The sequence below is a fragment of the Citrobacter sp. 172116965 genome (assembly GCF_013458095.1).
In the GTDB taxonomy this organism is placed as follows: Bacteria; Pseudomonadota; Gammaproteobacteria; order Enterobacterales; family Enterobacteriaceae; genus Citrobacter; species Citrobacter braakii.
This window is the reverse complement of the sequence record NZ_CP046673.1, coordinates 1,703,504-1,727,675: the sequence shown is the minus strand read 5'-3', so window position 1 is coordinate 1,727,675 and position 24,172 is coordinate 1,703,504. Positions and strand designations below refer to the sequence as shown.

Genomic DNA, 24,172 nt, shown 5'->3' with positions numbered 1-24,172 from the left:
TATGTCCAGATTCAGGAAGAATTAATGGAGGAAATGAACTTCGGCGTTGCTGTTTTGCGCTTCTTCTTCAGCGTTAAATAACAGCTGATGCGCACCGGCCTCGAGGATCACCATCGATATTTGCTCTTCACTCTGGCGAACAAAATATTCGAACTGCTCAAACGTCACGCCCGGGATAACGGATAAAGACTGGCAGACCACCAGCTTTGGCAGATTATCATCCTGCATATCCAGAAAGGCTTTCACCGTCAGTGAACTGGCGTTAATCGCAGACAGATCAGCGGCCAGCGGCAGTAGTGCAGAAGGTCTGACTTCTGCCATCGCGGAAAACAGAATGACGTTATCGACCAAATCAACTTTTGCATCAAAGATGCCGTCAAAATTCTGCATGTGCGGCAAATGCAGCGCCTGACAGGTATCGCATTCAAAAAAACTCATGCCCAGGTCGTCGAGCCATTGACGCAACGTATCCAGAGTGGGAACGACCAGTGATGTCATAATAATGTGCGACCTCTATTGATGAAAAAATACCGGCACAGCTTACGCAAAAAGAGCGTGTCATACTACGATCGCAATCGATATTGTGCTTAGCCGCCGATTTTAAGGCAAAATTCAGGCGTAGCGTGACGCTCAATCCACTGGATCATCTTGCCGGCAATGTCTATTCCGGTAGTTTTCTCCACCCCTTCCAGGCCAGGAGAAGCGTTGACCTCCATGACCAGCGGCCCACGTTCAGCACGCAGAATATCAACGCCAGCAACGTCCAGACCCATTGTCTGAGCGGCTTTGAGCGCAATTTCCCTTTCGCGCGGCGTGATATTCGCAATAGTGGCAACCCCACCGCGATGGAGATTAGAACGAAAATCACCTTCTTTGGCCCGGCGCTCAATGGCGGCCACCACCTCGTCACCTACCACGAAACAGCGAATATCTCGCCCTTTCGCTTCTTTGATATATTCCTGAACCAGAATATGGGCATTCAACCCACGAAAGGCATCCACCACGCTTTCTGCGGCCTGGCGCGTTTCCGCCAGTACTACGCCGATCCCCTGCGTACCTTCAACCAGTTTCACCACCAGCGGCGCGCCGCCAACCATGTCAATCATGTCGCTGGTATCGTCCGGAGAGTGAGCAATCCCGGTGATGGGTAAATCGATTCCCTGACGCGCCAGCAGCTGCAGCGAACGCAGCTTATCGCGCGCACGCGTAATCGCTACCGACTCATTCAGCGGATAGCTACCCAGCATCTCAAACTGGCGCAACGCCGCGGTACCGTAAAAGGTAATCGCTGAACCAATCCTTGGGATCACTGCATCGAAATGAGGAAGCTGGCGGCCCTTGTAATGAATAGAGGACGCCGCCGGGCTGATGTTCATATAGCAAGAAAGGGGATCGATAATTTCAACCAGGTGACCACGCTGCATCGCCGCTTCACGCAGGCGCTTACAAGAATAGAGCGTTCCGTCCCGGGACAAAATGGCAATTTTCACCCTGCACCTCTCTGAATGACCTGGTAAAAGCTGGCGTATCATACACTGCGTTAAAATCTTTAGCGCGTAGCCCATCCCTGTTTATGCAAATATTCCAGGATAAAGGGACGACTTTCTTTAATGATGGTGCGGCGAATATGGTCGCTCCAGGTGTCACGGCGCGTATTGCTCCCGCGGGTCAGATAGTACTGCGCGAGCTGCTCATCATATTGCGACAAAACGTCTTTGTTGAGTGGCTGATACTGATTTTCGTGCACCACAAGCGACGCTGGCAGTCGCGGCTTGATATCCGGGTTATCAGCAGGCCAGCCGAGGCACAGCCCAAACAACGGCAGAACATGTTGCGGAAGCTTCAGCAGTTCAGTGACCGGCTCAATATTATTTCGCAGACCGTCAATAAACACGCCGCCAAGCCCCAAAGACTCTGCCGCCGTCAGCGCATTTTGCGCCATCATCGCGGTATCAACAACGCCCAGTAGCAGCTGTTCCGCCAGCCCGAGTTGCGCGTCAGGGCAAATCTGCAAATGGCGATTAAAGTCAGCGCAAAACACCCAGAACTCGGCGGCCTGCACCACATGTTTTTGTCCGCCGGATAAAGTAGCCAGTGATTCACGCAGGGCGTTATCCGTTATGCGAACGATGGTTGTGCATTGTAAAAAACTGGAGCTTGAGGTCCCCTGAGCGGCGGCAATAATCGCCTCCCGCTGCGCATCCGAAATGGCATCATCGGTGAAATGGCGAATGGAACGGTGGCTACGAAGTAAATCAATGGTTGGCGTCATCTCTTTTTTCTCTGTCTGAACGTGAAGAATCACCGGGGGTTCGTGACATCAGCTGCGGCGCAACCAGTTGAGCAATACGCCACGTTAATACCACCGCGGCGGGAAGCATCAGCAGCACACCCAGAAATATCATCACCACGCAGGCTAACGGACTGCCAAGCGGTGCGGGTAAAGTGAGGTAATCGCTAAGCGACAGCAGCGCCAGCGATAACAAAACCATCCCGATTATTTCCAGCATCAATACGCTTTTGGGTAATGCACCAATTGTGCGCATAAGCGGCCTCCCGGCGAAATGGCTTTCATTATAAAACGTTCCGGCTTGTCGTGTTTAACAGTTATAGCTTGAGGATATCAAAGCAACAGGCTGAACCTGCTTTTCATCTGTCACAAATCGCGGCATCATAACAAGTATTGCCATCCGGCCTGATAAGTTCGAGGAGAGAGAGATGTTTGCCGTTATTTTTGGTCGTCCAGGGTGCCCGTATTGCGTGCGCGCAAAAGAATTAGCAGAAAAATTAAGCAATGAGCATGACGATTTTAACTTCCGCTACATTGATATCCATGCCGAAGGTATTACGAAAGCCGATCTGGAAAAGACGGTAGGTAAGCCAGTTGAAACCGTTCCGCAGATTTTTGTTGATCAAAAACACATCGGCGGCTGCACGGATTTTGAAGCGTGGGCAAAAGAGAACATGAATCTGTTCGCCTGATCGCCGTTTCTACGCCCTCCGCTGGAGGGCGTCTTCAGTTCTTTTTCCGTCGATGATGCTGATTGAACAAGTTGCTGATAAACAAAAAACACAATGCGCCAAGCGCGCACCAAAACACCGCACTAAACAACCACGCCAGCTCTTGCCACAATGAACGCGTCGGCATAAAAACGAACCGCATCAGTAACAGACAGCACGGCGCTGCCAACATGGCACCAAGAAGGGGTTTGAGCACCTCCCGACGATGGGAGAAAAAGCTTGCTGCAGCACCAGGCAGGATAAAAAACAACAATCCGACCTCAGGATGCCCTGCCGCTCTGAATGCCCCTTTCACGTTCAGCGTTAATGAAAGACACACCACAATAAAGAGCACAAAGCAGCAGACCGCACCCGCCCAACTTTGCTTATGTTTCAATTGTTCCTCCTGACACATTCTCTATCGAACACTCTTTTCGCCCGCAGGCGTCCAGTCAGATAAAGTAACCAGGCATTCCATGCCAAAAACACACTCACACGATTCTTATAGCCGTTGATACGTAATGAGATTAAACTAACCGCATATATTGTTATGCTGCATTATTCGGGGCTGTGTACGAAGTTGTCGCCCCTTAATTTCTGGCAAAAACATTAGCGTAAATTGCCATTTCTTTCAATAGCTTACTAGTAAACAAGAAGTTAGTCTCCGTGAATATAAACGTCGCAGATTTGTTAAATGGGAATTACATCCTGTTATTATTTGTGGTCCTGGCACTGGGCCTGTGTCTGGGTAAATTACGTCTGGGTTCAGTCCAACTCGGTAATTCCATTGGCGTTTTAGTGGTGTCCCTATTATTAGGTCAACAGCACTTTAGTATTAACACCGATGCATTAAATCTCGGCTTTATGCTGTTTATTTTTTGTGTCGGCGTCGAAGCCGGTCCCAACTTTTTTTCGATTTTTTTTCGCGATGGGAAAAATTATCTAATGCTTGCTCTGGTGATGGTCGGCAGCGCCATGCTGATCGCCCTGGGGCTGGGTAAGCTATTTGGCTGGGACATCGGCCTGACGGCAGGTATGCTGGCCGGCTCGATGACCTCAACGCCGGTGCTGGTCGGCGCGGGTGACACCTTGCGCCATTCCGGAATGTCGGGGACATCGCTTTCAACCGCCCTCGATAACCTGAGCCTCGGTTATGCGCTCACCTATTTGATTGGTTTGGTCAGTCTGATTGTTGGCGCGCGCTACCTGCCGAAACTTCAGCATCAGGATCTGCAAACCAGCGCCCAACAAATCGCACGTGAACGAGGTCTGGACACTGATGCCAACCGTAAGGTTTATCTGCCGGTAATTCGTGCCTATCGCGTTGGCCCGGAACTGGTGGCATGGGCCGATGGCAAAAATCTGCGCGAGCTGGGTATCTATCGCCAGACCGGTTGTTACATTGAACGCATCCGTCGCAACGGCATTCTGGCCAATCCGGATGGCGACGCGGTACTGCAAATGGGTGATGAGATAGCCCTGGTGGGTTATCCGGATGCGCATGCCCGCCTCGATCCCAGTTTCCGTAATGGTAAAGAGGTGTTCGATCGCGATCTGCTCGATATGCGCATCGTCACTGAAGAGATTGTGGTGAAAAACCACAATGCCGTTGGCCGCCGCCTGGCCCAGTTAAAGCTGACCGATCACGGCTGTTTTCTCAACCGCGTGATCCGTAGCCAGATTGAAATGCCTATCGATGACAACGTCGTGCTTAATAAAGGCGACGTGCTGCAGGTCAGTGGGGATGCTCGCCGCGTCAAAACCATTGCCGATCGTATCGGCTTCATTTCCATTCACAGTCAGGTGACCGATCTGCTGGCCTTCTGCGCCTTCTTTATCATCGGTCTGATGATCGGGATGATCACCTTCCAGTTCAGTAATTTCAGCTTCGGCATCGGGAATGCGGCTGGACTGCTGTTCGCCGGGATCATGCTGGGCTTCCTGCGTGCCAACCATCCAACGTTTGGCTATATCCCACAGGGGGCGCTGAACATGGTCAAAGAGTTTGGCCTGATGGTATTTATGGCAGGCGTCGGTTTAAGCGCGGGCAGCGGCATTGGCAATGGCCTTGGCGCCGTGGGTGGGCAAATGCTGATTGCCGGCCTGGTTGTCAGCCTGGTGCCGGTTGTCATCTGTTTCTTATTCGGTGCTTACGTATTGCGCATGAACCGCGCCCTGCTTTTTGGCGCCATGATGGGCGCGCGTACCTGCGCTCCGGCAATGGAAATCATCAGCGATACGGCACGCAGCAACATCCCCGCATTAGGCTATGCCGGGACCTACGCAATTGCCAACGTACTGCTGACATTAGCGGGGACACTCATCGTCATTGTCTGGCCTGGGCTTGGTTAGCGCTGAAATTTACTCTTAAACGAAAATTTTTTGCAGGTAAGCAGAACTTTTCTTCAAGACGTCAGTCATAACTATTGCCACTGCTTTTCTTTGATGTCCCCAATTTGTGGAGCCCATCAACCCCGCCGTTTTGGTTCAAGGTTGATGGGTTTTTTGTTGCCTGAATTTTGCGATCGCTGACTCCCTCCCCCCGAAACTCTCTGTCACATTTGCAGCATGCTGGTTATGACACATACTTTTAGTCAGAGCTAAATGGTAATAGGTGGTTGCTATGTTACTCGCAGGCAAAGTCGCGGTAATTTTCGGTGGCAGCGGCGCTATAGGCAGTGCAGTTGCGCATGCTATGGCGCGTGAAGGCGCTCATGTGTATCTGGGCGCGCGCAGTCAGGAAAAGCTGGATTGGGCGGCCAGTAGCATTCGAACCGCGGGCGGTGCCGTCGAAACCTTTGTCACCGATGTCCTCGACGAATACGGTACCTCAAAACAAGTTACTCACCTTGCGCAGCAAACCGGTGGAATAGATGTGGTGGTTAACGCAACCGGCTTTAGGCATGAACAAGGCAAACGCATCGAGGCGTTATCCCTTTCTGAGTTTATGAGCGGTATCACCCCTTTCCTCTCGGCGCAGTTCAATATCGCAAAAGCCATAACACCACACATGGGCGGCAATCGTGCGGGCGTCATTCTCACCGTTGTTGCGCCCGCGGCCCCGATGGCGATGCCTGGACATCTGGGACACATCGTCGGCTGTGCGGGAACAGAGGCCTTTATTAAAGCGCTTGCCAGCGAACTGGGGCCGGCGAATATTCGGGTCGTCGGCGTGCGCTCGCATGCGATTGTGGATGCCGTTCAGGCCGGTTCCTATACCGGGGAAATTTTTACCACTAAAGCGCAGTCAATGGGTATTACCGTCGCACAATGGTTAGCTGGTGCGGCGCAAAGTACCATGCTTGGGCGTCTGCCTACGCTTGCACAAATCGCAGAGGTAATGACCTTTCTGGCTTCAGACCATGCCGGAGCAATCACCGCAACGGTGGTGAATATTACCGGCGGCGCTACGCACAACTGACCGTTGCGGGCAACCCCGCAATACGCTCCACCATCAGCAAGATATCTTCTCGCCGCAGCGGCTTTTTGTCCGTGACAAAATGCAGCGTCATCCCTTCAATAAACGCATCCAGCGCCCGCGCCGTAACCGGAGCAAACCACTGCTCCAGCGTTTGTTGGCTGCGTAACATCCAGTTTTGCATCACCGTTTTTAGTGCCGGTTTACGGCTGGCGAAGGCATACAGCTGATACATGAGTTCCATGTTATCGGGTGTCGTGACCTGGGAGCTGTAAATCATATCGGTAATCGCATGGCAAGCCTGCGACGCATCCGCAACGTCGGCAAAAAAAGCCTGATACTGCAGCATCATCCTGTCAGTAAAACGGTCAAACGCCTCCATTAAAAGCTCATCAATTCCCGAAAAGTAATAGGTCATAGAACCCAAGGGCACCTGAGCAATTGTCGCAATCTTTCGATGTGTAACCGCATGAATACCATGGGCTATTACCGCATCCAGAGTCGCCTGAACTATTTTTTCCCGCCGCTGCGGATCGTTCGCACGTCGCACTGCATTACCTCTTCTTGCATTTGTGTACAAATGTACACAACCTTGTTAAGGTTGTCTTCTTTCCTCTTTTCTTTGGCTCGAATTCATGACTGGCATCTCATCACGCAAAGCCTTAAGACGTCGCACCTGGGCACTGTTCACGTTCTTCTTTTTACCAGGATTATTAATGGCCTCCTGGGCAACGCGTACCCCTGCCATCAGAGATATCCTCTCCATCTCAACCGCCGAAATGGGCGCGGTGCTGTTTGGACTCTCAATTGGTTCGATGAGTGGCATTCTTTGTTCGGCCTAGCTGGTGAAACGATTTGGCACACGTAAAGTGATCCGCACCACCATGTCTTGCGCAGTCCTCGGAATGGCACTCCTCAGCGTGGCGCTCTGGCTGCATTCCGCATGGCTTTTCGCATTTGGTCTGGGCGTGTTCGGCGCCAGCTTTGGCGCAGCAGAAGTTGCTATCAACGTCGAAGGTGCGGCTGTTGAGCGCGAAATGAATAAAACCGTACTGCCGATGATGCACGGTTTTTACAGCCTGGGAACGCTGGCGGGTGCCGGAGTCGGGATGATGCTTACCGCCTTCAGCGTACCGGCGACCGCGCATATCTTGCTGGCGGCGATGGTGGCTATCACCCCTATCTTCATCGCCATCAAAGCCATTCCTGACGGCACGGGTAAAAATGCCGCTGACGGGTCTCACTCCAGCGAAAAAGGACTGCCTTTTTATCGCGATATTCAGCTATTGCTGATTGGCGTCGTGGTGCTCGCAATGGCATTTGCTGAAGGTTCCGCCAACGACTGGCTTCCGCTGCTGATGGTGGACGGACATGGATTTAGCCCGACATCAGGCTCGCTGATTTATGCCGGATTTACGCTGGGTATGACCGTTGGACGATTTACTGGCGGCTGGTTCATCGACCGCTACAGCCGCGTCGCGGTAGTACGCGCCAGTGCGCTTATGGGGGCTCTTGGGATTAGCCTGATTATTTTTGTCGACAGCACTTGGGTGGCGGGTGTTTCCGTTATTCTGTGGGGACTCGGCGCATCACTGGGCTTCCCACTGACCATTTCGGCTGCCAGCGACACCGGCCCCGATGCGCCAACCCGCGTCAGCGTTGTCGCCACTACCGGCTATCTGGCGTTCCTGGTTGGACCACCGCTGCTGGGCTACCTGGGTGAACACTACGGCCTGCGTAGCGCTATGCTGGTGGTGCTGGCGCTGGTGCTTGTCGCCGCCATCGTCGCGAAAGCGGTGGCAAAACCGGATCTCAAAAACACCACTGTGATGGAGAACAGCTAATGCGTATCAAACTGATTGCAGTCGACATGGACGGCACATTTTTAAGCGACCAAAAAACCTATAATCGTGAGCGCTTTATGGCGCAATACCGCCAGATGAAAGAACAAGGGATCCGCTTTGTGGTCGCCAGCGGCAACCAGTATTACCAGCTCATCTCCTTTTTCCCTGAACTGGCCAGTGAAATCTCATTTGTCGCCGAAAACGGCGGATGGGTGGTCAGTGAAGGGGAAGATGTCTTTAACGGTGAGCTGGCAAAAGACGATTTCCAGGCCATCGTGGAACATCTGCTGACCCGTACGGACATCGATATTATCGCCTGCGGTAAAAACAGCGCCTATACCCTGAAGCGGTACAGCGATGAGCATAAGACGGTCTCCGCCATGTATTATCATCGTCTTGAATTTGTGGATAATTTTGACAACCTCAATGACGTTTTTTTCAAGTTCGGGCTAAATATTTCAGACGATCGTATCCCCCGGGTGCAGGCTGACCTCCATGAGGCGATTGGCGACATTATGGTGCCGGTACATACCGGCTACGGCAGCATCGATTTAATTATACCCGGTGTGCATAAGGCAAACGGTCTGCGTCTGCTGCAACAACGCTGGAATATTACCGACGATGAGGTTGTTGTGTTTGGCGATGGCGGCAATGATATTGAGATGCTGCGTCAGGCAGGATTTAGTTTTGCAATGGCGAACGCCCATGAGCCGGTTATCCAGGCGGCAAAATATCGCGCAGGGTCGAACAACGAAGAGGGCGTGCTGGATATTATCGACCGCGTGTTAAAGAATGAAGCACCGTTTACGCAATAACGTCTCAGCACAGACGGCAACAAAATGATGGCATGATCTATTCATAATCCGCCTCAAATTAACCCGCTGGATTATTACCTCCAGTGAATATTCAGACGAGCGGATTATGAAGAAAAGTGTACTGATAGCGACATTGTTACTGGGTTTTGCGGGGAAAACATTTGCGCAAAGCGTTACCGTTGATGTACCAAGCGGTTATAAGGTGGTGGTAGTGCCCTCTTCCGTCAGCGTTCCGCAAGCGGTCAGCGTTACCACCGCGCCACAAACGGTGTATGTTGCTCCGGCGCCTGCCCCGGCCCCAGTCTATCGCGCACATCCTTATGCGCGACATGTTGCAAGCGTCGGTGAAGGAATGATCATCGAACACCAGATTGACGATCACCACTAAGTTTTTGCCTGGCCCGGGCAACCGGGCTTTAACCTTCCCGTGAATCCCCTACCCGTTTATCTTTCAGGAAGATAACCATCAGAATCACCCACAGTACGCCGCTTGCCAGATTGAACAGGCTGAACAAGCCGTTTCCTCCGAGCAGATAAGCGTGTTTACTCAGCTCAATACCGACGGTAAAAATCAGCATCTGCAACATACCCATTGCGGCAGAAACCGTGCCCTTACTCATTTCACTGGCAAACAGCGTGAGACGTACCAGTCCAGCATTCGCCACGCCAATACCAAACGCATAGATGCTTAAACCCGCCGTCATCCATAGATACGCATGGGATGACACCACCGTGGCCGCAGCGGCAATCACCAGCCCGACGGCGATTGGCCAGCCGCCCATGATAATCAGCGAACGTACGGTTTTTCGCGAGGTCAGGCGCGCCAGTACCAGGTTACCGGCAATCAACGCGCCAAAAATCGGCACCTGCAACAGGCCATATTCGTAACTGCTGAGATGTTCACCGCTGATGATAATAATCGGGGACTGCGCAATCCACGCCAGTAACGGCAGGCTGACAAAACCCAATGCCAGCGCGCCTGCAACGAAGCGCACGTTCCTCAGCACCAGCTTATAATCTTTGCCCAGCTCTTTAATCGACAGCTTTTCACCAAGCCGGGTTGCCGTCTCCGGCATCGCGCGTTGCAGACCAAAAAAAGAGATGGCGGCCAGGGCGGCAAACAGGATAAACATCCCTTCCCACGGCAGAACATGTACCCAGGCTGCACCGACCAACGGCCCCAGCAGGGGCGCAATCAACGCTACGTTTGCCATCAGCGCGGTAATTTTTATGCACACCGCTTCTTCAAAGGATTCCTGAATTGCGGCGTAACCCACCGCGCCAATAAAGCACAGGCTTATCCCTTGTAAAAAACGCAGGAAGGTAAATTGCTCAATATTCTGCGCAAGCAGGGTTGCAAGGCAGGTCACAATGAACCAGAGCACGCCGGTTAACATCACCGGGCGACGTCCAATTCGATCCGACAGCGGTCCTAATAACCACTGCAAAAACATGCCGCCAGCCAGATAGGCGGTCATGGATGTGGGCACCCAATCTAATCCGGCATTATATTGCTCCACCACCGCCAACATTCCGGGCTGGATCATATCGTTGCCGATATAAGTAGAGAATTCGTAAAGCACCAGACAGAGAGGGAAAAGTAATGCCTGACGCCCCAAACGGGCGCCTGAAGATAAACGGTTCTGCATGCAGTCTCTTAACTATAGAAAAATCGCGCAAAGTGTAATAAATGCGCCGTACTGGTGATAGTGAATTATGTGATTTGAAAGCAAATTGCGCACATTTTTACACTCATTTGCTCAGGAACATTTTGCGTTAAGGTTAATTTAAGTTGAGACCGCTATCATGTTCAATAAGTCTCATTAATTGTCTGAAAAATAGTCATTTAACAGACAAATAAGACAAGACCGCTTTTTATCCCGTGAAAGCAATTTTATGCTCTCCCCTCATGGGCCTTTTTAACGATTACACTGAGTCTGGACGTTATGCTGGAAAATCTGAACAACTCACTTTTTTATCTCATCAATGCCACGCCGGACTCTGCGCAATGGATGATATCGCTTGCCATTTTTATTGCCAAAGACCTGATTAACATCGTACCGCTGTTAGCCGTTGTGCTTTGGCTTTGGGGGCCGCGGGCCCAGGTTACTCTCCAGCGCCAGTTAGTTATAAAAATGGCGATTGCGCTGATCGTCGGTCTGACGATTTCATGGCTGATGGGGCATCTGTTCCCTCACGATCGTCCGTTTGTTAACCACATCGGTTACAACTTCCTGCATCATGCGGCGGATGACTCTTTCCCGAGCGATCACGGTACGGTTATCTTTACCTTTGCACTGGCTTTCCTGTTCTGGCATCGCCTGTGGACGGGCGCTCTGCTGATGGTCGTTGCTGTGGCGATTGCCTGGTCGCGGGTCTACCTTGGCGTACACTGGCCGCTGGATATGCTGGGAGGATTACTCGTCGGGCTGATTGGCTGCCTGAGCGCCCAGATGATCTGGCAGCGGTTTGGCACGCCCCTGTACCTCGGCTTGCAAAATGGCTATCGCGCCTGCTTCGCTCTGCCCATCCGTAAAGGCTGGGTGCGTGACTAACCCACGGTAAAAAGAGTAGTATTAAGCGCGATACTGAGCACTTATTCTACTCTCCAGGGGAACTATGGAAACTCGACGCGACGAGCGTATTGGTCAATTACTGCAGGCGCTGAAACGCAGCGATAAATTACACCTCAAAGAAGCCGCGACGCTGCTGGGCGTATCTGAGATGACCATTCGTCGCGACCTGAATAATCACGATGCTCCCGTCGTCTTGCTCGGGGGCTATATTGTTCTGGAACCCCGCAGCGCCAATCACTATTTAATCAGCGATCAAAAATCCCGACTGGTTGATGAAAAGCGCCGTGCCGCCCAGATGGCGGCAAGCCTCGTGCAGGCACATCAGACTATCTTTTTCGACTGTGGTACCACCACGCCGTGGATCATTGAGGCTATCGACAATGAATTGCCTTTCACCGCAATCTGCTACTCGCTGAATACGTTTCTGGTGCTGCAGGAAAAACCGCAGTGCCGCGTCATTCTGTGTGGTGGCGAATTCCATGCCAGCAACGCAATTTTCAAACCGCTTGATTTCCAGGAAACGCTGAACAACCTGTGCCCGGATATCGCTTTTTATTCCGCAGCTGGCGTTCATATTGAGAAAGGCGCGACCTGTTTTAACCTGGAAGAGCTACCGGTGAAACACTGGGCGATGTCGATGGCGCAGCATCACGTGCTGGTGGTCGATCACAGCAAATTTGGTAAGGTGCGTCCTGCGCGGATGGGTGAAGTAAAACGCTTTAATACCATCGTCAGCGATAGCCGTCCTGACGAGGCGTTTGTTGAGTACGCGAAAGCGCAACGTATCAAACTGATGTATTAAGCGATACTGCCGGATGGCGATAGCGTCATCCGGCAAACGCTAAGCTTAAGAGAACCAGCCGCCAAACCACTGGTGGAATTTCATCATCACAAAGTCCCACATGCGACTAAAGAATCCCCCCTCTTCCACGGCCTCCATCACCATCAGTGGACGCTGCTCGATGGATTTCCCGTTCAACTGGAAGTCGATAGTCCCCACAACCTGGCCTTTCTTCAGCGGCGCGGTTAACTGTGGTTCGGTCAGGGTAAAGCTGGCCTTCAGGTTTTTGAGCTGACCACGCGGGATAGTCACCGAGCCCGCTTCTCCGGCGCCCAAATTAACTTCACTCTTATCGCCAAACCAGACGCGCTGCGTCACGAAAGTGGCATCCGGTTTAATCGGCGTAACGGTTTCAAAGAAGCGGAAGCCCCAGGTCAGCAGCTTTTCTGACTCATTAAAACGAATGCGGTCGGTTTTCGCCCCCAACACCACGGAGATCAAGCGCATATCCCCCTGGGTCGCGGAAGCGACCAGGTTGTATCCCGCCCCAGCCGTGGTACCGGTTTTCATACCGTCCACGTTCAGGTTGGTGCTCCACAACAAACGGTTGCGGTTCGGCTGGCGGATTTTATTAAAGGTAAATTCTTTCTCTTTGTGGATAGCGTACTCTTCCGGTACATCGTGGATTAGCGCCTTCCCGAGCAGGGCCATATCACGTGCGGTACTGAACTGTCCTGCCGCATCCAGGCCATGCACGGTCTGGAAAGTGGTATTGGTCAGCCCCAGTTTTTTCGCGTAGCCGTTCATCAGACCAATGAAGGATTCCTGGCTGCCGGCAACGTAATCAGCCAGTGCGATACAGGCATCGTTACCAGACTGGATGATAACGCCTTTGTTCAGATCGGACACTGCAACCTGATCGCCAGGTTTGAGGAACATAACCGACGAACCGCGCAGGGCCGGATTACCTGTCGCCCAGGCGTCTTTGCCCACGGTGACCATATCGTTGAGGTTAATTTTCCCGGCCTTCAGCGCCTGACCGACTACATAGCTGGTCATGATCTTGGTCAGACTGGCAGGATCCAGTTTCTCATCAGCATTACCTTCCGCCAGAACCTTACCGCTGGCGTAATCCATTAGGATCCACGCGCGCGCGTCGACGCTCGGTGGGGCCGTTGGTTGCTCCGCCGCCTGTACGCTCGGCGCCAAAAGGATTAAGAGTGCAGAACCTGCAGCAAAGCTGCGAAGTGAAGAGAAGTATTGCGTCATAAATGCCACCCGAGTATCCATTCCAAAAAACCACGTCATACCACACCGTGTTTACACAAAACCAGCCAGGCGACCCTGGCCAACCCATGCAGAAAAGGTCTGATGGATGACGTGTAAAATAAGTGCGGTGAGTAATAACGCACTAACGAGCTTAAAGAAACCGTAAGTTGGTAAAGTTTTTAAAGTTTATGCAATAACACCGCGCTGCGCTGCTCCTGGCACGATTTTTTTAGACTTTGTTGCGTAAATATTAGGTTTACCCCACCATGTGGGCTAGTCAGATGGCATCTGCAGCCATAAAGCTGCTCAATTAATTTGCGGGGTTACTATGATTACACTGTGGGGTCGCAATAACTCGACCAACGTAAAAAAAGTATTGTGGACGCTCGAGGAACTTGAACTGCCGTATAACCAAATTCTGGCGGGCGGACAGCATGGCGGTAACCGCGATGCCGACTATCTGGCACTCAACCCGAACGGACTGGTCCCGCTGCTACGTGATGATGAAACGGACGTTGTTCTGTGGGAATCCAATACCATTGTCCGCTATCTGGCAGCTCAGTACGGACAAAAGCGTTTGTGGATTGACGCCCCGGCCGCGCGCGCCGTCGGTGAAAAATGGATGGACTGGGCAAACCAGACGCTGAGCCCTGCGCATCGGGTTATCTTGTTTGGCCTGGTCAGAACCCCTGCCGAGAAACGCGACATGGCGGCAATCGAGGCGGGTAGTCAGGTGTGCGATAACCTGTTTGCCATTCTGGATAACGCGCTGGCGGACCAGCCATGGTTCTCCGGGGCTGAATTTGGCACTGCCGATATCGCCGTTGCGCCGTTTATCTATAACCTGTTCAACGTTGGCCTGAGCTGGACCCCGTGCCCACATCTGGAGCACTGGTATCAGCAACTGACCGAACGTCCGGCGTTTCAAAAAGTCGTGATGATCCCGGTCAGCTAACTAAATCAGGGACTCACTTTCAGTAATTCCCCGTCGGACTCGTCGGTTAGTACGTATAAGTACCCGTCTGGTCCGACGCGCACATCACGGATCCGTTGCCCTCTTTCCTGCAACAGACGCCCCTCTTCGGTGACGGCATTCCCTTTGACGCTCAGCACGATCACTTCTTTATCTTTCAACGCGCCAATGAACAACTTCTGCCGCCACTGTGGGAAGGTATCGCTATTATAAAAAGCCATTCCGCTGACCGCCGGTGACTTTTCCCAGTAAAAGATGGGTTGCTCTGTACCAGCAACAATTGGGCCTTTTGCTTCGGGAATTTTAAGACCACTGTAGTTAACGCCCCAGGTCGCAAGCGGCCAGCCGTAGTTTTTCCCTTTCCCCGGGATATTGATTTCATCGCCCCCGCGTGGACCATGTTCATTGAGCCACAGCGTATCGCTCCAGGGATTCATCGCCATCCCCTGCGGGTTGCGGATACCATATGACCAAATCTCTGCCCGCGCTCCAGCCCTCTTCACAAACGGATTATCCGGCGGAATTTTTCCCTCATCGGTCAGTCGTACGACCTTGCCCTGCAGCTTATCCAGATCCTGTGCGGTAGAACGTTGATTGTTTTCACCAAGGCCAATAAACAGATAACCGTTGCCATCAAAAACCATACGTCCGCCAAAATGGTTTCCGCTGGAGAGCTTCGGCTGTTGGCGAAAAATGGTCTGGAACCCTTGCAGATGTTTGAGATCGTCGCTCAGTCGTCCGTAACCAACCGCTGTCCCGGCGTTACCTTCACTGTCAGCTTCAGCAAAGCTAAGCCACACCCGGCGAGATTGTTTAAAATCCGGTGCTAATGCCACATCAAGCAATCCCCCCTGACCATTCGCCCAGACTTTGGGTACGCCGGTCAGCGGGTCGGAAAGCCCCTTCCCTGACTGCCAAAGGCGAAGCTGGCCGCCTTTGAGCGTAATGAGCATACCGCGATTGTCGGGTAAAAACGCCAGCGACCACGGATGATCGAGTTTCGTTTGCAGCACTTCCACCTCTACCGCGGCGGGATAAGAGGAAAATAGCGCGAGTGGGACAGCACAGAGAAAGAGTCGACGCATAACACCTCCTTAATGGCTCTGCATAAAGCGTAGCCAGCAAGGGGAATTATCCCGCCACATTTACATAATCTTAACGAAAAGGGGGAGCGCCCTCCCCCTGATTCAGACGTGTTCCAGCGTTGAATAAGATTGCAAACACTGGATACTTAGCGTCAGCGTTGTCAGGCAGTTTTCCAGTTTCTCTGCGTTAACGGCGATAAAAGTTGGACAATCGTGATGTCCACTCATAAGACAAACAGCGGCGGCGGCTAACGCCCCTTCAGCACGATGAAGGGCATTCCACTCTTCCTGATCAAGATGCATACCGTGAGGCTGTGATTGCTCGTGCAATTCGCGATTCAGTGCAAAAAAATTATCACGCAGACGATCGCTCTCGCTGACTGACATGTAGCCTTTCGCTTTTCTCAACAGCAGATAAGCGGCAAGTTCGACACGGGCGTTTATCAATTTGTTGAGAAGATCGGTTCTCAGTCTGTCAACAACCATACTTTGTTCCTCCTCTTTCCAACTATGGTGCAACTTAATAGTATGGTCATTTTTTGAACAAAGTCGTGTCCAGGATCAATCCATCACCGAAAATTAACACAATTTACAAATAATCTTTAATTCCACGCCGGGCGTGGCCACTGATGGTATGAGATTGCGATACAATTTTTATTCAGAACTCTGTAGAATCCGTGCCCTGAATATTCCAATAACTGAACAATTTTTACGCTATGAGCAATGTAACCCACCAGCCGAAAATCGGCTTTGTCTCCCTCGGCTGCCCGAAAAACCTCGTCGATTCTGAACGCATCCTGACCGAACTTCGTACCGAAGGCTATGATGTTGTGCCAAGCTACGACGACGCGGATATGGTTATCGTTAACACCTGTGGCTTTATCGACAGCGCGGTTCAGGAGTCGCTGGAAGCAATCGGCGAAGCGCTGAACGAAAACGGCAAGGTGATCGTCACCGGCTGTCTGGGCGCGAAAGTCGATCAGATCCGTGAAGTCCACCCGAAGGTGCTGGAAATCACCGGGCCGCATAGCTACGAACAGGTTCTGGAGCACGTTCACCACTATGTGCCCAAACCAAAGCACAACCCGTTCCTGAGTCTGGTTCCTGAACAGGGCGTCAAGCTCACTCCGCGTCATTATGCCTATCTGAAAATTTCTGAAGGCTGCAACCACCGCTGCACGTTCTGCATTATTCCGTCGATGCGTGGCGATCTGGTGAGCCGTCCGATTGGCGACGTCCTCAGCGAAGCCAAACGTCTGGTGGATGCGGGCGTGAAAGAGATACTGGTCATTTCTCAGGATACCTCCGCGTACGGCGTGGATGTGAAGCATCGCACCGGTTTCCATAACGGCGAGCCGGTCAAAACCAGCATGGTTGATCTGTGCGAGCAGTTATCAAAACTGGGGATCTGGACTCGTCTGCATTACGTCTATCCCTATCCGCACGTTGATGACGTGATCCCACTGATGGCGGAAGGGAAAATCCTGCCGTATCTGGACATCCCGCTGCAACATGCCAGCCCGCGTATTCTTAAGCTGATGAAACGCCCAGGCTCCGTGGACAGACAACTGGCACGCATCAAGCAGTGGCGTGAAATCTGCCCTGAACTGACGCTGCGCTCAACCTTCATTGTCGGTTTCCCGGGTGAAACGGAAGAAGACTTCCAGATGCTGCTCGACTTCCTGAAGGAAGCGCGTCTGGACCGCGTGGGCTGCTTTAAATACAGCCCGGTAGAAGGCGCTGGCGCCAATGACCTGCCGGACCAAATCCCGGAAGAGGTGAAAGAGGAACGCTGGAACCGCTTTATGCAATTGCAACAGCAAATCTCCGCTGAACGTTTGCAGGAAAAAGTGGGCCGCGAAATTCTGGTTATCGTTGATGAAGTTGACGAAGAAGGCGCGATTGGCCGCAGCATGGCTGACGCCCCGGAAATCGACGGCGCGGTATACCTGAATGGCGAAACCAAGGTGAAACCTGGCGATATCATCCGCGTGAAGGTCGAAAACGCTGATGAATACGATCTGTGGGGCACCCGCGTTTAAATAAGCGCAACCCAACTGTAGGCCGGATAAGCGTTACGTCTTATCCGGCCTGTGATTTATCCTTTAATTTTCGGGTCCAGCGCGTCGCGCAGACCATCTCCGAGTAAGTTAAACGCCAGTACCGTCAGGAATATCGCCACCGCCGGGAAAATCGCCACGTGCGGCGCGATCACCATATCAGCGCGGGCTTCATTGAGCATTGCCCCCCACTCCGGGGTCGGCGGCTGCGCACCCAATCCCAGAAATGACAGGCTCGCGGCAGAGATAATCGACGTGCCAATACGCATGGTAAAAAAGACCACGATCGATGAAACCGTACCCGGCAAGATATGGTTGAAGATGATGGTCGCATCGCTGGCGCCAATACTGCGCGCGGATTCAATAAAGGTCTGCTGCTTTAGCACCAGCGTATTTGCGCGCACCAGCCGCGCGAAGGCCGGAATGGAGAAAATGGCCACGGCAATAATCACGTTTGCAATGCCGCTGCCCAGCACAGCGACCACGGCTATCGCCAGCAAAATACCCGGAAAGGCGAACAGCACATCGCAGATACGCATAATCAGTCGATCCCACCAGCCTTCGTAGTATCCCGCCAGCAGACCCAGCACGGTGCCAATCGCTGCGCCAATAAATACGGCAAAGACCCCCGCCGCCAGCGAGATTTGCGCCCCCACCAGCACGCGGCTAAAAATATCCCGCCCCAGCGAGTCAACGCCGAACCAGTGCAGCATCGACGGTCCGTCATTCAGACGGTCATAATCGAAGTAATTCTCGGCATCAAATGGCGTTAACCAGCGAGCAAAAATCGCCACCATTATCAGCAGCACGACAAATAACCCCGCTAACATCGCCATGCGCTGGCGACGGAAACGACGCCAGAATTCATGCCACGGCGTGCGTATCTGCTCAGGCTTAACAAGGGGCATCGCATTTAAAATCGCCTGTCGGCGCCAGTTAAAAAATCGCATCCTTACTTGTACCTGATAGCCGGATTAATGGCGGCATAGAGCACATCCACCACTAAGTTAATAAGAATAAACTCCAGAGAAAACAACAGCACCTCGGCCTGAATCACCGGATAGTCGCGCATTTCGACTGAGTCCACCAACAGCCGCCCAAGCCCTGGCCAGTTAAACACCTTCTCAACCACAATTGAGCCGCCGAGCAAAAAGCCAAACTGTAGCCCCATCATGGTGACCACCGGGATCATCGCATTGCGCAAACCATGTTTTAACACCACCCAGGTTTCACTCACCCCTTTGGCCCGCGCGGTACGCATATAGTCTTCACTGAGCACATCGACAAACGAAGCGCGGGTAAACCGGGCTAACACCGCAGCCACCGCCGCACCCAGGGTAATAGACGGGAGGATATAGTGCCGCCAGGTATCAGCGCCAACGGTGGGCAACCAGCCAAGCTCAACGGAGAATATCTGCATGAGCAGCATGCCGAGCGCAAACGCCGGGAAAGAGATCCCGGTGACGGCGAGCGTCATACTCAATCTGTCCGGCCAACGATTGCGCCATACAGCAGCAATAATCCCTGCCGTCATGCCGAATAACACCGCCCACGCCATGCTGGCAATGGTCAGCCATAGCGATGGCATAAAACGACTGGCTATCTCTTCGGAGACCGGACGACGAGAAACCATTGAGGTTCCAAAATCGCCTTGCAACACGTTAGTAATGTAATGCCAGAACTGAATATGCAGCGGCTGGTCCAGACCCAACTGCTGACGCACCAGTTCGATAACCTCAGCGTCAGCCTCCGGTCCGGCAATCAGCCGGGCCGGATCGCCGGGTAGCAGGTGAACAAATAAAAATACCAGCACCGCTACAATCAACAGAGTTGGAATCAACCCCAGCAGGCGCTTGAAAACATAGTTAAGCATCACACTCCCTTCGCCGGCCCCTGCGTGGCGGGGCCGGATGAATAGCTTATTTTAAATCCGCATCATCAAAGCTAAATCCGGTATCCGGCATGATCCAGAACCCGGTCAATCTGGTGTTGTGCGCCGAAATCAGTTGTTCCACTACCAGTGGGATCCACGGCGACTCTTTCCAGATAATATCCTGCGCATCCTTGTACAGCTTCGCTTTCTGGGCCGGATCGTTGGTTTGCAACGCTGCTGCTAAATCACTGTCCACCTGCTTATTGCTGTAGAACGCCGTATTAAACAGCGTTGGCGGCCAGTTTTGAGATGCAAACAGCGGTGACAGCGCCCAGTCTGCTTCACCCGTAGAGGCAGACCAGCCGGTGTAGAACATGCGTACCCCGCTCTCTTTCTGCGCTTTACCTTCGACTTGCGCCGCGCGCTGACCGGCATCCATCGCCGTCACCTGAGCCTTAACGCCCACCTGCGCCAGTTGCTGCTGGGTAAATTGCAGCACTTTCTGCGCGGTACTATGGTTATGAGAAGACCATAGCGTGGTGGTAAAACCGTTCGGATAACCCGCTTCTTTCAGCAGTTCGCGCGCTTTTGCCGGGTCGTATGGCCATGGCGTATAGCTTTGCGCATAGGCGATCGACGGTGGGAGAACGCCGGTTGCTGGCGTCGCGTAACCGGCAAACGCCACTTTCACCAGCGCCTGACGGTTGATGGCATAATTCAGCGCTTCACGCACCTTCGGGTTATCGAACGGTTTTTGCGTGACGTTCATGCTGATGTAACGCTGCATAATAGACGGACTGGCCACCAGTTCCAGGTTTTTATTCTTCGCCAGTAGCGCCGCCTGCTCGTAAGGGATCGGGAAGGCAAACTGCGCTTCCCCGGTCTGCAGCATTGCCGCACGCGTGTTGTTGTCGGTCACCGGACGCCAGGTAATCGTATCCAGCTTTGGCAGCCCTTGCTGCCAGTAACCCGCGAACTTCTTAACCTTTACAAAATCCGTCTGATTCCAGGTCTCAAGCTGATACGGCCCGGTCCCCACGGGATGGAAACCGATCTCCTTGCCGTATTTCTCCAGCGCGGCGGGAGAGATCATCGCCGTAGCCGGGTGCGCCAGAATATTGATAAATGCAGAGAACGGCTGCTTCAGCGTTATCTTCACCGTCGACGGATCGACGACCTCGGTTTTATCGATATTCTTATACAGGTTGTAGCGTTTCAGATGGTTTTCCGGATTGCTGGCCCGGTCGAGGTTAGCTTTAACCGCATCGGCGTTGAAGTCGGTGCCGTCCTGAAACTTCACGCCCTGTCGCAGCTTAAGGGTATAAGTCAGGCCATCATCAGAAACCGTATAACTCTCCGCCAGTACATTTTTCAGCTTCATCTCTTTATCAAGGCCAAACAGCCCCTGGTAAAACGACTTCGCTACCGCCTGCGACAACGTGTCGTTTGCGTCGTAGGGATCGAGGGTGGTGAAATTGGATCCTACCGCCACTACTACATCTTTGGCAGCCCAGCCAGGTGTGGCGGCCAGCGCAGAGGCCACTCCCACAGCAACCAGCCATTTTCGAGCAACAATTTTTGTCATGTTATTCTCCTTAAACCCTGCCTGCCTGTTATAAACGCGAAAGCGCATTTTCTGGTTGCGGACGCGCAACATAATGCCCCGGGCCAACTTGCTGGAGTGAAACGGGGGAAATCTCTTCACCGCGTTTGCGGATATTACTGGGGATATCATCCGACAACAGCACGCGCTGGGGCCGGTGATGTGAGGGATCGGCGACCGGGACTGCCGCCATCAGTTTGCGGGTGTACGGATGCTGCGGATTTTCAAACACCGCGCGTCGGGTGCCGATCTCGACGATTTGCCCAAGGTACATCACCGCCACCCGATGACTGATCCGCTCCACCACCGCCATATCGTGGGAAATAAACAGGTACGCAATCCCCATTTCTCGTTGGAGGTCGAGCAACAGGTTGATAATTTGCCCGCGAATTGAGACATCCAGCGCCGAGACTGACTCATCGGCAATAATCACCTTGGGATTGAGCGCCAGCGCCCGGGCAATACAGATCCGCTGACGCTGCCCACCGGAAAACTCATGCGGATAGCGCCAGGCATGCTCAGGGAGCAATCCTACGCGTTCCAGCAGCCATGCAACCCGTTTTGCCGCCGCATCGCCTTGCAGTAGCCCATGCACCCGCAGCGGTTCTAAAATGGAATATCCCACGGTCTGACGCGGATCGAGCGAAGCATAGGGGTCCTGGAAGATAAATTGAATATCCCGACGCAGCGGCTGTAGCTTACTGGCGGCCAGGGTATCGATACGCTGTCCGTTGAAAACAATCTCCCCGCGTTGAGACTCGACCAGACGTAGCAGCGCCCGACCGGTGGTGGATTTCCCGCAGCCTGACTCCCCCACCAGCGAGAGCGTCTCTCCGGGCCACAGGTCAAAGCTGACGTTTTCCACCGCATGCACCTCGCGGGTCACCCGATTAAGAATGCCGCTGCGCAGCGGAAAACGCGTCACCAGATTACGTACCTGCAAAATAGGCTCGCCTTCAACCACGGTATCCTGTTCAGTCTGTGGTTCTACATGGCTGGGATCGTGTAATGAAATGAGTGGAAACCGGAGCGGGTACGCTTGTCCGGTCATCGCCCCAAGCTGCGGCACGGCTGCCAGCAGCGCTTTGGTGTAAGGATGCTGGGGAGCGTGAAAAATCTGCTCAACGCTGCCGGTTTCTACCGCCTCGCCCTGATACATCACCAGCACGCGATCGGCAATATCCGCCACGACGCCCATATCGTGGGTAATAAAGATCACTCCCATCGACATATCCTGCTGCAGCACTTTTATCAGTTGCAGGATCTGTGCCTGAATAGTGACATCCAGCGCGGTGGTCGGTTCATCGGCAATTAAAACCGCAGGGCGACACGATAGCGCCATGGCGATCATTACCCGCTGGCGCATGCCGCCAGAAAGCTGGTGCGGATAGCGCGATAAAATAGCCTTCGCCTCAGGAATACGCACCTGGTCGAGCATCCGTTTCGCTTCCACCATCGCCTCTTCGTGGCTGGCCCCCTGATGCAAACGGATTGACTCAGCAATCTGCTCACCCACGGTAAATACCGGATTAAGCGATGTCATGGGCTCCTGGAAGATCATGGCGATATCCGCGCCACGCACGTGACGCATCCGCGACGCGCTCTGTTCACCCAGCTCAATAACCTGTCGGTTACGGCGTCGAAGGAGCATTTCATCGCAGCTCACCTCGCCGCCTGACTGTTCAATCAAACGCATCAGCGACAAGGCTGTTACCGACTTTCCTGAACCGGATTCGCCCACTATCGCCAGCGTTTCACCACGCTTCAGGCGAAATGACAGATTACGCACCGCACTGATGCGCTGCTGCTCCTGCTCAAAGGCAATGTTCAGGTTGCTGACTGCCAGCACGTCGCTGGCGTCAAGCTCATCACTGTGTGGCAACGGTATCTCCTTTTTCCCGATAAATACCGGTGGTTGGCGTATCGCCTGCATATCCCCAGGCACGGTACATGCCTTCGCTGTTAAAGGGCAAGGCGACGTTGCCCTCGTGATCGACGGCAATTAAACCGCCGCTACCGCCGAGCGCCGGTAATTTTTCCATTACTACGCGTTCGCACGCCTCCGATAAACTCAGGCCGCCATAGTCCATCAACGCCGCAATGTCATAGGCCGCCAGCGCACGAATAAAGACTTCACCGGTTCCGGTGCAGGAAACGGCCACACTTGCGTTATTGGCATAGCAGCCAGCGCCGACCAGCGGACTGTCACCTACCCGCCCCGGTAATTTGTTGGTCATCCCGCCGGTCGATGTTGCCGCCGCCAGATTGCCAAACATATCCAGCGCGACCGCACCCACAGTACCCATTTTGTTGTTTTCATCCAGCGGGGTCGCGCTATGATCCAGCACCGTTTCACCCGCCGATTGCGCTGCCAGCAGTTGAGCGTAGCGTTCTGGCGTCGAGAAAATATCCGCCGAAACGCGCTCCATACCCTGCGCAATGGCAAAGTTTTCAGCCCCTTCACCTATCATCATGACGTGGGGGCTGTGCTCCATCACCAGGCGAGCCGCGAGAATTGGATTGCGCAGATGGCTAACCCCGGCGACGGCTCCCGCGTTTAGCGTATTACCGTCCATCACACAGGCGTCCAGTTCATGGGTTTCATCACGGGTATACACCGCGCCAATTCCGGCATTAAACAACGGACACTCTTCCAACAAACGCACGGCTTCGGTGACCACATCCAGTGCGCTACGACCGTCTTCAAGCATCCGTTGGCCGGTTTCAACGATATCCGACAGCGCTTGTATATAACGCAATTCTTGCTCCTGGCTCAGTAACGCGCGGGTGATAGCCCCTGCGCCGCCGTGAATTGCAATGACTGCTTTACCCATTTTATTCGTCCATTAGGTGGCGGGTACCGGGGGGTTATAAA

24 protein-coding genes and 1 pseudogene are annotated in these 24,172 nt (G+C 53.2%); 10 read left to right on the top strand and 15 right to left on the bottom strand.

Annotated features, from left to right (window positions below):
* Positions 1-21: 21 nt before the first annotated feature.
* The 4 genes from GPJ68_RS08170 to GPJ68_RS08155 form a co-directional block, all read right to left on the bottom strand.
* Positions 22-498 (bottom strand): YbjN domain-containing protein, encoded by a 477-nt coding sequence (locus tag GPJ68_RS08170; RefSeq protein ID WP_029139469.1) that lies wholly within the window; start codon positions 496-498, stop codon positions 22-24.
* Positions 499-587: 89 nt separating this feature from the next.
* Complete coding sequence (gene rimK / locus GPJ68_RS08165; protein ID WP_016152412.1) at positions 588-1,490, bottom strand: 30S ribosomal protein S6--L-glutamate ligase; 903 nt, start codon at positions 1,488-1,490, stop codon at positions 588-590.
* Between the two features lie 59 nt (positions 1,491-1,549).
* Positions 1,550-2,272 (bottom strand): nitroreductase NfsA, encoded by a 723-nt coding sequence (gene nfsA, locus GPJ68_RS08160; protein ID WP_180837229.1) that lies wholly within the window; start codon positions 2,270-2,272, stop codon positions 1,550-1,552.
* A complete protein-coding gene (locus tag GPJ68_RS08155) occupies positions 2,256-2,546 on the bottom strand; it encodes a YbjC family protein (protein ID WP_104651569.1) in 291 nt (96 codons plus the stop codon). The genes nfsA and GPJ68_RS08155 overlap by 17 nt, the downstream gene beginning before the upstream one ends.
* A gap of 172 nt (positions 2,547-2,718) precedes the next feature.
* On the opposite strand from GPJ68_RS08155, the gene GPJ68_RS08150 reads away from it, so the two are divergent.
* Complete coding sequence (locus GPJ68_RS08150) at positions 2,719-2,982, top strand: GrxA family glutaredoxin (RefSeq protein ID WP_016152408.1); 264 nt, start codon at positions 2,719-2,721, stop codon at positions 2,980-2,982.
* Between the two features lie 34 nt (positions 2,983-3,016).
* On the opposite strand, the gene GPJ68_RS08145 is transcribed toward GPJ68_RS08150, so the two are convergent.
* Positions 3,017-3,397, bottom strand: a complete 381-nt coding sequence (locus GPJ68_RS08145) for an inner membrane protein YbjM (protein WP_016152407.1) — start codon at positions 3,395-3,397, stop codon at positions 3,017-3,019.
* Between the two features lie 269 nt (positions 3,398-3,666).
* Between GPJ68_RS08145 and GPJ68_RS08140 the strand changes: the two genes are divergently transcribed.
* Positions 3,667-5,352 carry an aspartate:alanine antiporter gene (locus GPJ68_RS08140; protein WP_016152406.1) on the top strand — a complete coding sequence of 562 codons (1,686 nt, stop codon included), beginning with the start codon at positions 3,667-3,669 and terminating at the stop codon, positions 5,350-5,352.
* A 271-nt stretch (positions 5,353-5,623) separates the two neighbouring features.
* The gene (locus tag GPJ68_RS08135; protein WP_104651568.1) at positions 5,624-6,421 is read left to right on the top strand and encodes an SDR family NAD(P)-dependent oxidoreductase; all 798 of its coding nucleotides are present in this window, start codon (positions 5,624-5,626) and stop codon (positions 6,419-6,421) included.
* On the opposite strand, the gene GPJ68_RS08130 is transcribed toward GPJ68_RS08135, so the two are convergent.
* Positions 6,408-6,968: a TetR/AcrR family transcriptional regulator gene (locus tag GPJ68_RS08130; RefSeq protein ID WP_029139468.1), complete on the bottom strand. Its 561-nt coding sequence runs from the start codon at positions 6,966-6,968 to the stop codon at positions 6,408-6,410. The two genes, GPJ68_RS08135 and GPJ68_RS08130, sit on opposite strands and share 14 nt — an antisense overlap.
* 85 nt (positions 6,969-7,053) lie before the next feature.
* On the opposite strand from GPJ68_RS08130, the pseudogene GPJ68_RS08125 reads away from it, so the two are divergent.
* The 3 genes and pseudogenes from GPJ68_RS08125 to GPJ68_RS08115 all read left to right on the top strand — a co-directional run bounded on the left by GPJ68_RS08125 (position 7,054) and on the right by GPJ68_RS08115 (position 9,465).
* Positions 7,054-8,262, top strand: a pseudogene (locus GPJ68_RS08125) (MFS transporter).
* Entirely contained in the window at positions 8,262-9,077 is an 816-nt protein-coding gene (locus tag GPJ68_RS08120; protein WP_075847015.1) for a Cof-type HAD-IIB family hydrolase, read from the top strand. The pseudogene GPJ68_RS08125 and the gene GPJ68_RS08120 overlap by 1 nt, the downstream one beginning before the upstream one ends.
* Positions 9,078-9,183: 106 nt before the next feature.
* Complete coding sequence (locus GPJ68_RS08115; protein WP_104651566.1) at positions 9,184-9,465, top strand: hypothetical protein; 282 nt, start codon at positions 9,184-9,186, stop codon at positions 9,463-9,465.
* Positions 9,466-9,493: 28 nt separating this feature from the next.
* Here the strand turns inward: GPJ68_RS08115 and GPJ68_RS08110 are convergent, their stop codons facing one another.
* Positions 9,494-10,726, bottom strand: coding sequence for an MFS transporter (locus GPJ68_RS08110; protein WP_047501216.1), 1,233 nt, complete (start codon positions 10,724-10,726; stop codon positions 9,494-9,496).
* Between the two features lie 297 nt (positions 10,727-11,023).
* Here GPJ68_RS08110 and ybjG point away from each other — a divergent pair, with 297 nt between their 5' ends.
* On the top strand, positions 11,024-11,632 hold the full coding sequence (ybjG, locus tag GPJ68_RS08105; protein WP_094168573.1) for an undecaprenyl-diphosphate phosphatase: 609 nt from the start codon (positions 11,024-11,026) through the stop codon (positions 11,630-11,632).
* A gap of 64 nt (positions 11,633-11,696) precedes the next feature.
* Entirely contained in the window at positions 11,697-12,455 is a 759-nt protein-coding gene (gene deoR / locus GPJ68_RS08100) for a DNA-binding transcriptional repressor DeoR (RefSeq protein WP_019076372.1), read from the top strand.
* 45 nt (positions 12,456-12,500) lie between these two features.
* Here the strand turns inward: deoR and dacC are convergent, their stop codons facing one another.
* Entirely contained in the window at positions 12,501-13,703 is a 1,203-nt protein-coding gene (gene dacC, locus GPJ68_RS08095; protein ID WP_016156089.1) for a serine-type D-Ala-D-Ala carboxypeptidase, read from the bottom strand.
* Positions 13,704-14,031: 328 nt separating this feature from the next.
* On the opposite strand from dacC, the gene GPJ68_RS08090 reads away from it, so the two are divergent.
* Positions 14,032-14,658 carry a glutathione S-transferase family protein gene (locus GPJ68_RS08090; protein ID WP_104651565.1) on the top strand — a complete coding sequence of 209 codons (627 nt, stop codon included), beginning with the start codon at positions 14,032-14,034 and terminating at the stop codon, positions 14,656-14,658.
* Between the two features lie 5 nt (positions 14,659-14,663).
* On the opposite strand, the gene GPJ68_RS08085 is transcribed toward GPJ68_RS08090, so the two are convergent.
* Together GPJ68_RS08085 and bssR are read right to left on the bottom strand one after the other, a co-directional pair.
* Positions 14,664-15,761, bottom strand: coding sequence for a PQQ-dependent sugar dehydrogenase (locus GPJ68_RS08085; protein ID WP_104651564.1), 1,098 nt, complete (start codon positions 15,759-15,761; stop codon positions 14,664-14,666).
* Between the two features lie 102 nt (positions 15,762-15,863).
* Entirely contained in the window at positions 15,864-16,247 is a 384-nt protein-coding gene (bssR, locus tag GPJ68_RS08080) for a biofilm formation regulator BssR (RefSeq protein WP_046274655.1), read from the bottom strand.
* 230 nt (positions 16,248-16,477) lie between these two features.
* Between bssR and rimO the strand changes: the two genes are divergently transcribed.
* Positions 16,478-17,803: a 30S ribosomal protein S12 methylthiotransferase RimO gene (rimO, locus tag GPJ68_RS08075; RefSeq protein ID WP_016152393.1), complete on the top strand. Its 1,326-nt coding sequence runs from the start codon at positions 16,478-16,480 to the stop codon at positions 17,801-17,803.
* A gap of 56 nt (positions 17,804-17,859) precedes the next feature.
* Here the strand turns inward: rimO and gsiD are convergent, their stop codons facing one another.
* Genes gsiD through iaaA form a run of 5 tightly spaced genes read right to left on the bottom strand, consistent with a single transcriptional unit; the run spans position 17,860 to position 24,131 of the window.
* Complete coding sequence (gene gsiD, locus GPJ68_RS08070; protein WP_016156084.1) at positions 17,860-18,771, bottom strand: glutathione ABC transporter permease GsiD; 912 nt, start codon at positions 18,769-18,771, stop codon at positions 17,860-17,862.
* A 2-nt stretch (positions 18,772-18,773) separates the two neighbouring features.
* Positions 18,774-19,694 (bottom strand): glutathione ABC transporter permease GsiC, encoded by a 921-nt coding sequence (gene gsiC, locus GPJ68_RS08065; protein WP_016152391.1) that lies wholly within the window; start codon positions 19,692-19,694, stop codon positions 18,774-18,776.
* A gap of 46 nt (positions 19,695-19,740) precedes the next feature.
* Entirely contained in the window at positions 19,741-21,279 is a 1,539-nt protein-coding gene (gene gsiB / locus GPJ68_RS08060) for a glutathione ABC transporter substrate-binding protein GsiB (RefSeq protein ID WP_046274653.1), read from the bottom strand.
* Positions 21,280-21,307: 28 nt separating this feature from the next.
* A complete protein-coding gene (gsiA, locus tag GPJ68_RS08055; protein ID WP_180837227.1) occupies positions 21,308-23,179 on the bottom strand; it encodes a glutathione ABC transporter ATP-binding protein GsiA in 1,872 nt (623 codons plus the stop codon).
* Positions 23,166-24,131, bottom strand: a complete 966-nt coding sequence (gene iaaA / locus GPJ68_RS08050; RefSeq protein ID WP_016156081.1) for a beta-aspartyl-peptidase — start codon at positions 24,129-24,131, stop codon at positions 23,166-23,168. The genes gsiA and iaaA overlap by 14 nt, the downstream gene beginning before the upstream one ends.
* Positions 24,132-24,172: the final 41 nt, after the last annotated feature.